This is a genomic window from Pseudomonas sp. LH1G9 (assembly GCF_002949975.1).
GTDB lineage: Bacteria > Pseudomonadota > Gammaproteobacteria > Pseudomonadales > Pseudomonadaceae > Aquipseudomonas > Aquipseudomonas veronii.
Window position 1 is genome coordinate 3984811 of sequence record NZ_CP026880.1, and the last position, 14348, is coordinate 3999158.

The 14348-nt window shown below is 61.6% G+C and carries 12 protein-coding genes; 9 read left to right on the forward strand and 3 right to left on the reverse strand.

All coding sequences use genetic code 11. The annotated features are described in order from the left end of the window. Window positions 1–24: 24 nt before the first annotated feature. The 9 genes from C5F70_RS18540 to C5F70_RS18580 all read left to right on the forward strand — a co-directional run bounded on the left by C5F70_RS18540 (window position 25) and on the right by C5F70_RS18580 (window position 9926). A complete protein-coding gene (locus C5F70_RS18540; RefSeq protein ID WP_017844613.1) occupies window positions 25–780 on the forward strand; it encodes a DeoR/GlpR family transcriptional regulator in 756 nt (251 codons plus the stop codon). A 275-nt stretch (window positions 781–1055) separates the two neighbouring features. Further along, a complete protein-coding gene (gene glpD, locus C5F70_RS18545; protein ID WP_046384546.1) occupies window positions 1056–2594 on the forward strand; it encodes a glycerol-3-phosphate dehydrogenase in 1539 nt (512 codons plus the stop codon). Between the two features lie 315 nt (window positions 2595–2909). Continuing rightward, the gene (locus C5F70_RS18550; RefSeq protein WP_017844611.1) at window positions 2910–3836 is read left to right on the forward strand and encodes a glutamate/aspartate ABC transporter substrate-binding protein; all 927 of its coding nucleotides are present in this window, start codon (window positions 2910–2912) and stop codon (window positions 3834–3836) included. 194 nt (window positions 3837–4030) lie between these two features. Continuing rightward, on the forward strand, window positions 4031–4777 hold the full coding sequence (locus tag C5F70_RS18555) for an amino acid ABC transporter permease (RefSeq protein ID WP_017844610.1): 747 nt from the start codon (window positions 4031–4033) through the stop codon (window positions 4775–4777). Beyond that, window positions 4777–5448 carry an ABC transporter permease subunit gene (locus tag C5F70_RS18560; RefSeq protein WP_017844609.1) on the forward strand — a complete coding sequence of 224 codons (672 nt, stop codon included), beginning with the start codon at window positions 4777–4779 and terminating at the stop codon, window positions 5446–5448. Before C5F70_RS18555 ends, C5F70_RS18560 begins: the two co-directional genes overlap by 1 nt. Then, window positions 5445–6179, forward strand: coding sequence for an amino acid ABC transporter ATP-binding protein (locus C5F70_RS18565; protein WP_017844608.1), 735 nt, complete (start codon window positions 5445–5447; stop codon window positions 6177–6179). The genes C5F70_RS18560 and C5F70_RS18565 overlap by 4 nt, the downstream gene beginning before the upstream one ends. A gap of 159 nt (window positions 6180–6338) precedes the next feature. Continuing rightward, on the forward strand, window positions 6339–8240 hold the full coding sequence (locus tag C5F70_RS18570) for an ATP-binding protein (RefSeq protein WP_017844607.1): 1902 nt from the start codon (window positions 6339–6341) through the stop codon (window positions 8238–8240). 56 nt (window positions 8241–8296) lie between these two features. Beyond that, window positions 8297–9577 (forward strand): sigma-54 dependent transcriptional regulator, encoded by a 1281-nt coding sequence (locus C5F70_RS18575; RefSeq protein WP_231590051.1) that lies wholly within the window; start codon window positions 8297–8299, stop codon window positions 9575–9577. Between the two features lie 19 nt (window positions 9578–9596). Then, window positions 9597–9926, forward strand: coding sequence for a GlpM family protein (locus tag C5F70_RS18580; protein WP_162231505.1), 330 nt, complete (start codon window positions 9597–9599; stop codon window positions 9924–9926). A gap of 131 nt (window positions 9927–10057) precedes the next feature. Here the strand turns inward: C5F70_RS18580 and C5F70_RS18585 are convergent, their stop codons facing one another. Genes C5F70_RS18585 through C5F70_RS18595 form a run of 3 tightly spaced genes read right to left on the reverse strand, consistent with a single transcriptional unit; the run spans window position 10058 to window position 14338 of the window. Next, window positions 10058–11455, reverse strand: a complete 1398-nt coding sequence (locus C5F70_RS18585; RefSeq protein WP_104903839.1) for a sigma-54 dependent transcriptional regulator — start codon at window positions 11453–11455, stop codon at window positions 10058–10060. After that, window positions 11445–13214, reverse strand: a complete 1770-nt coding sequence (locus C5F70_RS18590) for a HAMP domain-containing sensor histidine kinase (protein ID WP_046485792.1) — start codon at window positions 13212–13214, stop codon at window positions 11445–11447. The genes C5F70_RS18585 and C5F70_RS18590 overlap by 11 nt, the downstream gene beginning before the upstream one ends. Further along, a complete protein-coding gene (locus C5F70_RS18595; protein WP_017844602.1) occupies window positions 13214–14338 on the reverse strand; it encodes a GNAT family N-acetyltransferase in 1125 nt (374 codons plus the stop codon). The genes C5F70_RS18590 and C5F70_RS18595 overlap by 1 nt, the downstream gene beginning before the upstream one ends. Window positions 14339–14348 lie beyond the last annotated feature (10 nt).

Consider the following 14348-nt stretch of genomic DNA (forward strand, 5'->3'; position numbering starts at 1 on the left):
GTATGGCAGCCCAAAGGACGCCCAATGAATCTGCCTCCCCGCCAGCAACAAATCCTCGAACTGGTCCGCGAACGCGGCTACGTCAGTATCGAGGAAATGGCGCAGTTGTTCGTTGTCACCCCGCAAACCATCCGCCGCGATATCAACCAGCTGGCGGACGCCAACCTGTTGCGCCGCTACCACGGCGGCGCAGCCTATGATTCCAGCGTCGAAAACACCGCATACGCCATGCGGGCCGACCAGATGCGCGACGAGAAACAGCGCATCGGCGAAGCGATCGCCGCACAAATCCCCGACCATGCCTCGCTGTTCATCAACATCGGCACCACCACCGAATCCATCGCCCGTGCGTTGCTCAACCACAATCACCTGAAAATCATCACCAACAACCTCAACGTCGCCACCATGCTCAGCGCCAAGGACGACTTCGACGTGCTGCTGACTGGCGGGAGTGTGCGACGTGACGGCGGCGTGGTGGGCCAGGCCAGCGTCGACTTTATCAACCAGTTCAAGGTCGATTTCGCCCTGGTCGGCATCAGCGGTATCGATGAAGACGGCAGCCTGCTCGACTTCGACTACCAGGAAGTGCGGGTTTCCCAGGCGATCATCGCCAATGCGCGCAAGGTGATCCTGGCGGCCGACTCGAGCAAATTCGGGCGCAATGCCATGATTCGCCTGGGCCCGATCAGCCTGGTGGACTGCCTGGTGACCGACCAGCAGCCGGTGCCGGCGCTGGTGCAGTTGTTGAACCAGCATAAGGTTCGGCTGGAAGTCGTCTAGCGCCTGCACTGATGCTATCGGGGGCAAGCCCCCTCCCACACTTTGATGTGTGAACCCATTCAAATGTGGGAGGGGCTTGCCCCCGATAGCGATTGATCCAGCCCCCATTTCCTTGAGCCTTCCCCAGGCACATGTTCACAAATTTTCCTTTTCTCGCCCTTCGATGAGTTTTTTCAATCGAAGTCGGGTGGCTGTGGGCGCGTTTATCAGCTACCATTTTCGGAAATGAACATTAATGTTCGATTTCCAATACGAAAAGATCGCGAGGCCAGCCGATGAACCCTTCCACCTTGCCTGCTCCACCGCTTGCCGAAGTCTATGACGTTGCCGTAATCGGTGGCGGGATCAATGGCGTCGGCATTGCAGCAGACGCAGCCGGGCGCGGGTTGTCGGTATTCCTTTGCGAAAAGGACGACCTGGCCAGCCACACGTCCTCCGCCAGCAGCAAGCTGATCCACGGCGGCCTGCGTTACCTCGAACATTACGAATTCCGCCTGGTGCGCGAAGCCCTGGCCGAACGCGAAGTCCTGCTGGCCAAGGCCCCGCACATCGTCAAGCAGATGCGCTTTGTGTTGCCGCACCGCCCGCACCTGCGTCCGGCGTGGATGATCCGCGCCGGCCTGTTCCTGTATGACCACCTGGGCAAGCGCGAAAAGCTCGCCGGTTCGAAAAGCCTCAAGTTCGGCCCCGACAGCCCGCTGAAAAGCGAAATCACCAAAGGCTTCGAATATTCCGACTGCTGGGTCGATGACGCCCGCCTGGTGGTGCTCAACGCCATGGCCGCGCGTGAAAAAGGCGCCCACATCCACACCCAAACCCGTTGCGTCAGCGCGTACCGCAGCAAGGGCCTGTGGGAAATGAACATGGAACGCACCGACGGCAGCCTGTTCTCGATCCGCGCCAAGGCGCTGGTGAATGCCGCCGGGCCGTGGGTCGCCAAATTCATCAAGGAAGACTTGAAGCTGGATTCGCCCTACGGCATCCGCCTGATCCAGGGCAGCCACCTGATCGTGCCGAAACTGTACGAAGGCGCCCACGCGCACATCCTGCAGAACGAAGACCAGCGCATCGTGTTCACGATTCCATACCTGGACCACCTGACTATCATCGGCACCACCGACCGCGAATACACCGGCGATCCGGCGAAAGTGGCGATCACCGAAGGTGAAACCGACTACATGCTCAAGGTGGTCAACGCTCACTTCAAGAAGCAACTGAGCCGCGACGACATCGTCCACACCTACTCTGGCGTGCGCCCGCTGTGCAACGATGAGTCGGACAACCCGTCGGCCATCACCCGCGACTACACCCTGTCGCTCTCCGGCGGCGCTGGTGAGGCGCCGATCCTGTCGGTGTTCGGCGGCAAACTGACCACCTACCGCAAACTCGCCGAGTCGGCGATGGCTCACCTGGCGCCCTATTTCACACAGATGCGCCCAAGCTGGACCGCCACCGCCAGCCTGCCGGGCGGCGAAGACATGAGCACGCCGGAAGCCCTCGCTGCGGCCATCCGTACCCAGTTCGACTGGGTGCCAAGCGAGATCGCGCGGCGCTGGTCCACCACCTACGGCAGCCGCACCTGGCGCCTGCTCGAAGGCGTGCAATCGCTGGCCGACCTCGGCGACCACCTCGGTGGCGGCCTGTATACCCGCGAAGTCGACTACCTGTGCGCCGAAGAATGGGCGACCCAACCCGAGGACGTGCTGTGGCGCCGCACCAAGCTTGGCCTGTTCACCACCCCGGAAGAACAGGCCAATGTGCGGCGTTATCTGTCCAAGGTTGAGCATAACCGCAGCAAGATCCAGGCGGCCTGACAGACTGCTCGTACAAAAGCCCCTGCGCCGCAAGGCCCAGGGGCTTTTTCATATCGGTTCAGCCATTCGGTTTTCCGAACACCATTCCCCTGCGCGATTCGGTTTGCCGGACCTGGCCGTTATAAATCCTCGCTCATAAAAAGTTAATTTCTATATAAATCATATAGTTAACCTTTTACTCGTGGACTGGCACGACTCATGCTCTACACTTCAGGACGATTGCCTGAGATGCCTCAGGAGCCGTCACGGGCATTCGCTGTATAAGAGAGCCGCTTAACCGGCTTCATAAAAAAAACAAATGTCGAGGAAGTATTGATGCGCATCGTTCCCCATATTTTGGGCGCAGCTATCGCTGCCGCTCTGATCAGCACTCCAGTTTTCGCCGCCGAACTCACCGGCACGCTGAAAAAAATCAACGACTCGGGCACCATCACCCTTGGGCACCGCGACAGCTCCATTCCGTTTTCCTACATCGCGGATGGTTCGGGTAAACCGGTGGGCTACTCCCACGACATTCAGCTGGCTATCGTCGAAGCCCTGAAAAAAGACCTGAACAAGCCCCAACTGCAGGCCAAGTACAACCTGGTCACTTCCCAGACCCGTATCCCGTTGGTGCAGAACGGCACCGTGGACATCGAGTGCGGTTCCACCACCAACAACGCCGAGCGCGCCCAGCAAGTGGCGTTCACCACCAATATCTTCGAAATCGGCACCCGCCTGCTGGTCAAGAAAGACAAGGATGGCAAGCCGTCCTATAGCGACTTCGCCGACCTCAAAGGCAAAAACGTCGTGACCACCGCCGGCACCACGTCCGAGCGCATCATCAAGGCGATGAACGCCGACAAGCAGATGGGCATGAACGTCATCTCCGCCAAAGACCACGGCGAGTCCTTCCAGATGCTGGAAAGCGGCCGCGCCGTTGCCTTCATGATGGACGACGCCCTGCTGGCCGGTGAAGAAGCCAAGGCCAAGAAGCCGAATGACTGGGTTATCACTGGTACTCCGCAGTCCTTCGAAGCCTACGCCTGCATGGTTCGCAAAGAAGATCCTGCGTTCAAGAAAGCCGTGGATGACGCCATCGTCGCGCTCTACAAATCCGGTGAAATCAACAAGATTTATAGCAAGTGGTTCGAAAGCCCGATCCCACCAAAAGGCCTGAACCTGAACTTCCCGATGAGCGACAAGGTCAAGGAACTGATCGCCAATCCGAGCGATAAGCCTGCGCCTGACGTAAAAATCTGATTTCTGGCTAACCTTATCTCCTGAGGGAGCCACTCCTCCCTCAGGCGTCTGTTACTACCTGCTGGCTATATTTTGGAACACTCGACCGGGCGGTTTTCGAGCCGATCGTGTGTGCCTGGCGTTCACCGTCAGGCGGGAACGGATTTTCCCCAAGCGGGTGCTTGTACATCGATCGATCTCGAGGGGAGACCCTAATGAATTACAACTGGGACTGGGGCGTGTTCTTCAAGTCCACTGGCGTTGGCAGCGAGACTTATCTCGACTGGTACATCGCCGGCCTGGGCTGGACCATTGCCATCGCCGTCGTGGCATGGATCATCGCCTTGCTGCTGGGCTCCATGCTGGGGGTCATGCGTACCGTGCCAAACCGTATCGTATCGGGCATCGCCACCTGCTACGTGGAACTGTTCCGCAACGTGCCGCTGCTGGTGCAGCTGTTCATCTGGTACTTCCTGATACCCGACCTGCTGCCGCAAAACCTGCAGGACTGGTACAAGCAAGACCTGAACCCGACCACCTCGGCCTACCTGAGCGTTGTGGTGTGCCTGGGCCTGTTCACCGCCGCCCGTGTCTGCGAGCAGGTACGCACCGGCATCCAGGCGCTGCCGCGTGGCCAGGAAGCCGCCGCCCGCGCCATGGGTTTCAAGCTGCCGCAGATCTACTGGAACGTGCTGCTGCCGCAGGCTTACCGGATCATCATTCCGCCGCTCACCTCGGAATTCCTCAACGTGTTCAAGAACTCCTCCGTGGCGTCCTTGATCGGCCTGATGGAATTGCTGGCGCAAACCAAGCAGACCGCCGAATTCTCGGCCAACCTGTTTGAAGCCTTCACCCTGGCCACGCTGATCTACTTCACCCTGAACATGAGCCTGATGTTGCTGATGCGCCTGGTCGAGAAGAAAGTCGCAGTGCCCGGCCTGATCTCCGTGGGGGGTAAATAATGGAATTCGATTTCAGCGGCATCATCCCCGCCATCCCCGGCCTGTGGAACGGCATGGTCATGACCTTGCAGTTGATGGTCATGGGCGTGGTCGGCGGTATTGTCCTCGGCACGATCCTGGCGTTGATGCGCCTGTCGTCCAGCAAGTTGCTGTCACGCCTGGCCGGCGCCTACGTGAACTATTTCCGCTCGATCCCGTTGCTGCTGGTCATCACCTGGTTCTACCTGGCGGTGCCCTTCGTGCTGCGCTGGATCACCGGCGAAGACACGCCGATCGGTGCATTCGCCTCCTGCGTCGTGGCCTTCATGATGTTCGAGGCCGCGTACTTCTGTGAAATCGTGCGGGCCGGCGTGCAATCGATCCCCAAGGGCCAGATGGCGGCCGCGCAGGCCATGGGCATGACTTACGGTCAGACCATGCGCCTGATCATCCTGCCCCAGGCGTTCCGCAAGATGACCCCGTTGCTGCTGCAACAGAGCATCATCCTGTTCCAGGACACCTCGCTGGTCTACACCGTGGGCCTGGTGGATTTCCTCAACTCCGCCCGCTCCAACGGCGACATCATCGGCCGCTCCAATGAGTTCCTGATCTTCGCCGGTGTCGTCTACTTCATCATCAGCTTTTCCGCCTCGCTGCTGGTCAAGCGTCTGCAAAAAAGGTTTGCCGTATGATCTCTATCAAAAACGTCAACAAGTGGTATGGCGACTTCCAGGTGCTGACCGATTGCAGCACCGAGGTTAAAAAAGGCGAAGTGATCGTGGTGTGCGGGCCGTCCGGCTCGGGTAAATCCACCCTGATCAAGTGCGTCAACGCGCTGGAACCGTTCCAGAAAGGCGACGTGATCGTCGACGGCACGTCCATCGCCGACCCGAAGACCAACCTGCCGAAACTGCGCTCGCGCGTCGGCATGGTGTTCCAGCACTTCGAGCTGTTCCCGCACCTGACCATCACCGAAAACCTGACCATCGCGCAGATCAAGGTGCTCGGCCGCAGCAAGGAAGAAGCCACCAAGAAGGGCCTGCAACTGCTTGATCGCGTCGGCCTGTCGGCGCACGCCCACAAGCACCCTGGCCAGCTTTCCGGTGGCCAGCAGCAACGTGTGGCGATTGCCCGCGCCCTCGCCATGGACCCGATCGTCATGCTGTTCGACGAACCGACCTCGGCCCTCGACCCGGAAATGGTCAACGAAGTGCTGGACGTGATGGTGCAACTGGCCCAGGAAGGCATGACCATGATGTGCGTGACCCACGAAATGGGCTTCGCCCGCAAAGTGGCCGACCGCGTGATCTTCATGGACGCCGGCAAGATCATCGAAGACTGCCCGAAAGAAGAGTTCTTCGGCGACATCAGCGCCCGCTCCGAACGCGCGCAGCACTTCCTCGAGAAAATCCTGCAGCACTAAAAAAGCCACAGCTTGCTCCTCCTGTAGGAGCGAGCTTGCTCGCGAAAAACGGCAACGATGAAGCGCACATCCTGGATGAACGCGGTGCCCTTGGTTTTTTCGCGAGCAAGCTCGCTCCTACAGGAAGGGGTGAGCGGTAGCTGACCCAAGGCATCTGTGATGAAATGCGACCCCAACCTCTATCGCGCCGCGCCGCCATCACTTGCCGTGAAGCCTCGTCTGATCCGCCAACTGTTCCTGCCGCCGTTGATCATCGCCCTGATGATCGGCCTGGGTTATATCGGCTTCTGGATCAGTGAGTACTATGGCATCCGCACCCTCAGCGATACCGGCGAACGCCAGCTGGAGCTGCATGCCCGCACCGTCGAAAGCGAACTGAGCAAATACACGTACCTGCCCAGCCTCCTGGAACTCGAATCCAGCGTGTCCACGCTGCTGGCCGAGCCGAACCAGGACACCCGCAAGACCGTCAACGACTACCTCGAAGGTCTGAACCGGCGCAGCCGCAGTCGGGCCATCTATGTGATGGACACCACCGGCCGCGTACTGGCTACCAGCAACTGGCGCGATGCCGACAGCTACCAGGGTGAAGACCTGTCCTTCCGCGCCTATTTCCAGAACGCCGTGCGCGGCCAGCCCGGGCGTTTCTATGGCATCGGCAGCACCAATGGCGAACCCGGCTACTACCTGGCCCACGGCCTGGAAGAGCACGGCAAGATCATTGGCGTCGCTGTGGTCAAGGTCCGCCTCGAAGCCCTGGAGGAACGCTGGAAACGCGCGCGTCTCGAAGCGTTTGTCAGCGACGAGAACGGCATCATCATCCTCTCCAGCGACCCGGCCCGCCGCCTCAAGGCCGTGCGCCCCCTGAGCGATGAGACCAAGGACCGCCTGGCGCACAGCCTGCAATATTACTGGGCGACGCTGAACGAGCTGGAGCCCCTGGCCCGCGAGCGCCTCAACGAAGGCACAGAAAAACTGACCTTTCCGGCCAACAGTGAAGTGGTGGCCGATGAGCACGAAGTCAGCTACCTGGCCCAGACCCGGCCGCTGAGCGACACGCCGTGGAATTTCACCCTGCTCACCCCGCTCAACGACCTGCGCCGTGCAGCGATCAACCAGGGCATCCTGGTGGCCGTCGCCTTTGGCCTGGTGGCGCTCCTGCTGATTGCCTGGAACGAACGACGCAAAGTCATCGCCACCCGCCTCGCCGCCCGGGAAGCCTTGCAGGAAGCCAACAGCCAGCTGGAACGCCGGATTGCCGAACGCACCGCCGACCTGCGCGCGAGCAACGAGCGCCTCAAGGGGCAGATTCGCGAGCGCCGCCAGGCCGAGGAAACCCTGCGCCGCGCCCAGGATGAGCTGGTGCAGGCGGGCAAACTGGCGGCCATCGGCCAGATGTCCACCAGCATCGCCCACGAATTGAACCAACCCCTCGCCGCGTTGCGCACCTTGTCCGGCAATACCGTGCGCTTCCTCGAACGCGGCGCGCTGGATACCGCCAGCGCCAACCTCAAGACCATCAACGAATTGATCGACCGCATGGGCCGCATCACCGCCAGCCTGCGCTCCTTCGCGCGGCGCGGCGACGACCAGGGCGAAGCCAACCTGGGCAAGGCCGTGGATGCCGCGTTCCAAGTGCTCGGCGCACGCCTCGACAGCCTGCCGCTGACGCTGCACCGCGACTTTGCCCCGGCCCAATTGCAGATCGACCAGACGCGCCTGGAGCAGATCCTGGTCAACCTGATCGGCAACGCCCTCGATGCCATGCAAGCACAACCGGCGCCGGAACTGTGGCTGGAAGGCCACGAAGCCGACGGCAAATACCGCCTGCAGGTGCGCGACAACGGCCATGGCATCGACCCCGAGGCGCGCAAGCATCTGTTCGAACCGTTCTTCACCACCAAACCCGGCGAGCAAGGCCTGGGCCTTGGCCTTACGTTGTCCGCCAGCCTGGCCGCGGCCACCGGCGGCAACCTCGCCGTGGAGCATCCCGTCGGTGGTGGTACTGCCTTTGTCCTGAGCCTGCCGCTGGTGGGCGCTCAAACAGCCGAGTCGTCATGAACGTAGAAAAAAACCCTGACCTCACCGTCCTGATCGTCGAAGACGACCCCCACGTGCTGCTCGGCTGCCAGCAAGCCCTGGCACTGGAAGACATCCCCAGCGTCGGCGTGGGCAGTGCCGAAGAGGCGCTCAAGCGCATCGGCGAGAACTTTGCCGGCATCGTCATCAGCGATATCCGCCTGCCGGGTATCGACGGCCTGGAACTGCTCACCCGCCTCAAGGCTCTGGATAAAAGCCTGCCGGTGGTATTGATTACCGGGCACGGCGATATTTCCATGGCGGTCGGCGCCATGCGCAACGGCGCCTATGACTTCATGGAAAAACCCTTCTCTCCCGAACGCCTGGTCGACGTCGCGCGCCGCGCCCTGGAACAGCGCGGGCTGGCGCGGGAAGTCTGGGCCCTGCGCCGCCAGTTGGCCGAGCGCGACTCCCTGGAAGGACGCATCATCGGCCGCTCGCCGGCAATGCAGAACCTGCGCGAATTGATCGCCAACGTCGCGGATACCTCGGCCAACGTGCTGATTGAAGGCGAGACCGGCACCGGCAAGGAACTGGTCGCGCGGTGCCTGCATGATTTCAGCCGACGCCACGCTCACCCGTTCGTCGCGCTGAACTGCGGCGGCCTGCCGGAGAACCTGTTCGAAAGCGAGATTTTCGGCCACGAAGCCAACGCCTTTACCGGCGCCGGCAAACGTCGGATCGGCAAGATCGAGCACGCCCACGAAGGCACGCTGTTTCTCGATGAAGTGGAAAGCATGCCGATCAACCTGCAGATCAAGCTGCTGCGCGTGTTGCAGGAACGCACCCTCGAACGCCTGGGTTCGAACCAGAGCGTGGCGGTGGATTGCCGGGTGATCGCCGCCACCAAGTCCGACCTCGACGAATTGAGCCGCGCCAGCCAGTTCCGTAGCGACCTGTACTACCGCCTCAACGTCGTGACCCTGGAACTGCCGCCTTTGCGCGAACGCCGCGAAGACATCCTGCAACTGTTCGAACACTTCCTGCAGCAATCATCCCTGCGCTTCGACCGCAGCGTGCCGGACCTCGACAACCAGACCCTGTCCAACCTGATGAGCCACGACTGGCCGGGCAACGTGCGTGAACTGCGCAACGTCGCCGAGCGCTTCGCTCTGGGCCTGCCCGCCTTCAAGAAAAGCGGCGCCAGCAGCGGCAGCCAGGGCCTGGCCTTCACCGAAGCGGTGGAAGCCTTCGAACGCAACCTGCTCAACGACGCCCTGCAACGCAGCGGCGGCAACCTGACCCAGGCCAGCCAGGAACTGGGAATGGCCAAGACCACCCTGTTCGACAAGGTCAAGAAATACGGTTTGAGCCACTGAGGAACCGCGCGTGGATCTGATATTGAAGGCCGCCCTGGGCGCGGCGGTGGTGCTGATACTGGCCGCGTTGGCCAAGACCCGGAATTACTACATCGCCGGGTTGGTGCCGCTGTTCCCGACCTTTGCGCTGATCGCCCATTACATCGTCGGCAAAGGCCGTTCGGTGGACGATTTGAAGACCACCATCCTGTTCGGGATGTGGTCGATCATTCCGTACTTTGTGTACCTGGCGACGCTCTACGTGCTGGTCGACCGCCTGCGCCTGGAAGCCTCTTTAGCCGTAGCAGCGCTAGCGTGGTTGATGGCAGCGACTGTTCTGGTCAGCGTCTGGGTACGCCTGCAGACCTGACACACCACAATCCAAACGTGGGAGGGGGCTTGCCCCCGATGGCGGTGGATCAGAGACACATAGGCTGTCTGACCCACTGCTATCGGGGGCAAGCCCCCTCCCACATTTAGAACAGTGCTGTGCCAGGCAACTCAGCGGACTATTTTGTCGACCTGAATCCCCAGCTTCTTCAGGCGATACCAGAAGCTGCGCTCGGAAATCCCGATCTTCGCCGCTGCCGCCGCCTGTACGCCATTGCTCTCGTGCAATGCCGCCTGGATGTAGGCTTTCTCCACCTCCGCCAGCGCCGCATCCAGGTCCTGGGGAATGCCCGGTCCGTCGCTGAGGATCGCCGTCACGCCGCCCTCGCGGGGCTTGGACGCGAACAGATAACCCGGCAAGTCGATATCTTCAATCACCGGCGATGACGCCACGATAGTCGCGCGTTCCACGCAGTTCTGCAGCTCGCGGATATTGCCCGGCCAGTGATACGCCGTCATGGCCTGCAAGGCCTCAGGGCTGAAACCGGTGATGCGTTTACCCGCGGTGACGCTCAAGGTCTGGGCGAAGTGCCGGGCCAGGGGCGCGATGTCTTCCACGCGCTCGCGCAAGGGCGGCAGCGGGATCGGGAACACGTTGAGGCGGTAATACAAGTCCTCGCGAAACTCCTTGTTGGCCACCGCCTCCAACAGGTTCTTGTTGGTGGCGGCGATCACGCGCACGTCCACCTTGCGCTCGCGGGGGTCGCCCACCGGCTCGATCACCCGCTCCTGCAAGGCGCGCAGAATCTTGGCCTGCAGCGCCAGCGGCATGTCGCCCACTTCGTCGAGAAACAGCGTGCCCTTGTCGGCCTGCATAAAACGCCCGACCCGGTCGGCCACGGCACCGGTGAAGGCGCCCTTGCGATGGCCGAACATTTCGCTTTCCAGCAGCCCTTCGGGAATCGCCGCGCAATTGACCGCGACGAACGGTTTGTCGGCCCGGCTGCCGTGCTTGTGGATGGCGCGGGCGACCATTTCCTTGCCGGTGCCGCTTTCGCCGGTCAGCAGGATCGTTGCGCTGCTGTCGCGCACCGAATCCACTGCCTGCAACACCTTGCGAAACGCCGGGCTGTCGCCCACCAGGCTGTCGAACTGCGCCTGCTCGTCCAGCTCGGCGCGCATGCGGGCGTTGTCGCGCATGATGTCGCGAAACTGCAGGGCCTTGGCCACGGTGATGTCCAGCTCGTCGATATCGAACGGCTTGGCAATGTAGTCATACGCACCGTTGCGCATCGACTGTACGGCGTTTTTCACCGTGCTGTAGGCGGTCATCACGATCACCGGCACCTGGGAATAGCGCGCCTTGATCTCGGCCAGCAGCGCCGGACCGTCCATGCCCGGCATGCGCCAGTCGCTGATCACCAGGTCGATGTCTTCCTGCTCCAGCACTTTGAGCGCGTGCAGGCCGTTACCCGCCGTGAACACCTGGATGCCATTCTGGCTGAGGGCCGACGACAACAGGTCACAGAGCTTGGGCTCGTCGTCGACCACCAATATGTTATGCGTCATGAGTGTCCTCGTCGTCTTCGCCGGTTGCCGGAATGTACAGGCTGAACGTAGCGCCGGCATCATTCTCGCTGATGCATTCGATGCTGCCGTCGTGACTTTCCATGATCGAATAGACTTTGGCCAGGCCCAGGCCGGTGCCGGAAGCCTTGGTGGTGACGAACGGGGTGAAGATGCGCTCGATCATATCCGCCGGGATACCCTGGCCGGTGTCGGCGACGCTGATGACCGTGTTGTCGCCCATCGAACGAATGCCCAGGGTCAGGCGGCCACCTTCGGGCATTGCATCGATAGCGTTGAGAATCAGGTTGAGGCAGGCCTGTTTGAGCTGCTTGGCGTCGGCATAGATGGTCGCGCCGGGCGCCTGGTCGTCGATGTGGGCGTCGATTTTGTGGCTGGCCAGTTCCGGGCTGCAGAAGCCGAGGATCTCCTCCACCAGCGCGCGCGCCGGTTGCAATACGCGCAGCGGCGCGTTGGGTTTGGCGAAATCGAGAAACTCGGTGATCAGGTCGTTGATCCGGCTGACTTCGCTGATCACATATTCCAGGTGGCGCTTGTCGGCTTCCGGCAAGTCGGTGCGACGGTGCAGCAGTTGCGTGGCGGTCTTGATGATCCCCAGCGGGTTACGGATTTCGTGGGCCAGGCCCATGGCGACTTCGCCCAGGGCATGCAGGCGGTCGCGCCGACGCAGTTGGGCTTCGAGGTGATGCAACTCCCCCAGCCGTTCGGTCATATGGTTGAAGGTGCTGCTCAATTGCGCCAGCTCATCGCCGCCGCTGACCACCACACGGTGGGCATAATTGCCCGAGATCACGGCGCTCACGCCCTGGGACAGATCGCGCAACGGTTGGGTCAAGCGCCGCGACACCAGCAGCCCCGCCGCCAGGGACAGTGCCGAGCTGAGCAGGAAAATCAGCACGAACAGGTTGCTCTGGTTCACCAGCCCGACCAGGCTGGTATGGCGCAGCAGGCCGCTGAAGATCACGCCTTGCAGCTCGCCGGCATCGTTGAAGATCGGCCAGTACAAACCGCTGTATTTGTTGGTGAACTGTTCGCTGGGTTGCTTGCTGCTGCGCATCTCGGCTTCGACGCCTTTCGGGATGTGCGAGGGGTGATCCATGAAGCGCTGGGTCGAGAAAATTTCCGAGAAACCGCCGGGGTTGGCCAGGTACAGGCGCAGGTCGAGGGAATGTACGTCGGCTACGCTGGTGAGGAAACTGCTGTCCAGGTAGGTGGCCACCAGCAGCACGTAGTCAACGCCGTCCTGGCTGGTCTCGAAAGTCGAGACCACGATGCCGGTATTCACCCCCGCCACTTGCACGGTCTGCAATGCGGCGTTGCTGGTCAGGTTGATCTGCTTGACGATGTCATTGGGCGCGGTGCTGAACACCACCCGGTGGTCACTGCTGCGAATCAGGGCCACCACGTCGATGTCCGTGGCTTCGGCGATATCGGCGGCGAGCCTGTCGTGCTTGGCCGCCTCCCGGCTGGAGGGCGGGCTGGCGTAGCGCAGGAACAATTTCGCCATGCGCGCGTTGTCATGCAGGATGTCGCCGATCTCGTCCTTGACGATCTTGGTCGATTCCTGCAGCCAGATCCGCACGTTGCTGTCGAAAATCTGCGACAGCGTGGTGGCGGCCAGCTCGGCCGCGATCATGGTCGGAATCACACTGACCAGCCAGAACGCCAGCACCAACTTGCGCTGGACGCTCCAGCGCGAAATGGCAAAGGGGCGGGCTTTCTGGCGGGTCTTGGTGATCATCAGGTTTCGCTTATCGCAGCAGCCATGGCAGGGTCGGAACGATCCGGTCGAAGAAACATTTTCACGAGTCTGAGCAGGCCGTTGACCAGCCGGTTACGGTGGCGGAAGAACAGGCTGTTGCCCTGGAACTCGCACCCCAGCCGCAGCTTACTGGCATATCCGGCCTGGCCACACTCATACAACGCAATATTGTGTTGGATACAGTAGTCGACATTGGTCAACCAACTACGGAAGTAGAGGTTGTAGTCACGGGTAAACTCCACGTCGTGCCCGAAGAACTTGTCGACCAGCCGATGCTCGTCCACCAGCATCAGGTTGAACGCCACCAAGTGCTCGTCGACCCAGTAAAGAACACAGACCGCGCGTTGTTCAAGGCGTTCGAGCACGCCGGTGAAATAACTGGCGGGCAAGCGTTCGAACTGCAGCTCGGCACGGGTCAGCGTGGCTTCGTACAGGCGCATGACCTCGGGCAGCACATCGTCGATGTTGCGCCGCCACTCCACCCTTGGGCCTGGCGCGCGCAGTTTGCGCCGCAAGTCCTTGCGCGTGGATTTGCCCAGCGAGCCCAGGTAAGCGTCCACCGAGCCGTAAGGCAGCGGCAATAAGCCCGTGGGCAAGCTCGGCATGCTTTGAAAGCCAGCCGCGCGGCAACTGTCGGCCCAGTGCGGGTCCTGCGTCGGGGCATCCTTGACCGCCACCAGGCCGATGCCGAACTCATCGGCGTCCTGGCGCGCCGCCAGCAGCAGGTGCTTGAGTAACAGCGCGCGCCGAACCTCAGGCACGCCACTGGCAAACCCAGCGTCACAACGCTCGGCCACCGGCGAACCGATGGCGTACAGCCCCACTTGCAAAACACCCGGCCACAGCCGCTCCAGCCGCGAGGTCAAGCGCTTACCGACGCCCGACACCGTGGTATCGAGGCGGTAATGGGTGATGAACGCGGCCGCCACGGCCACCAGCGCGCCGTCTTCAAATACCGCCAGGTAGCGCCATTGAAAATCGTCGATCGCGGCGTTTTCCACGGCAACGTAGTAGTCCCAGTCCTCCAGCGCGCCGGGAAAACAGTCGTTCCAGGCACTGCGCCGGATGGCCCGGATGGTCGGGAAGGCTTGGGTGGTTATCACATCGAATCCT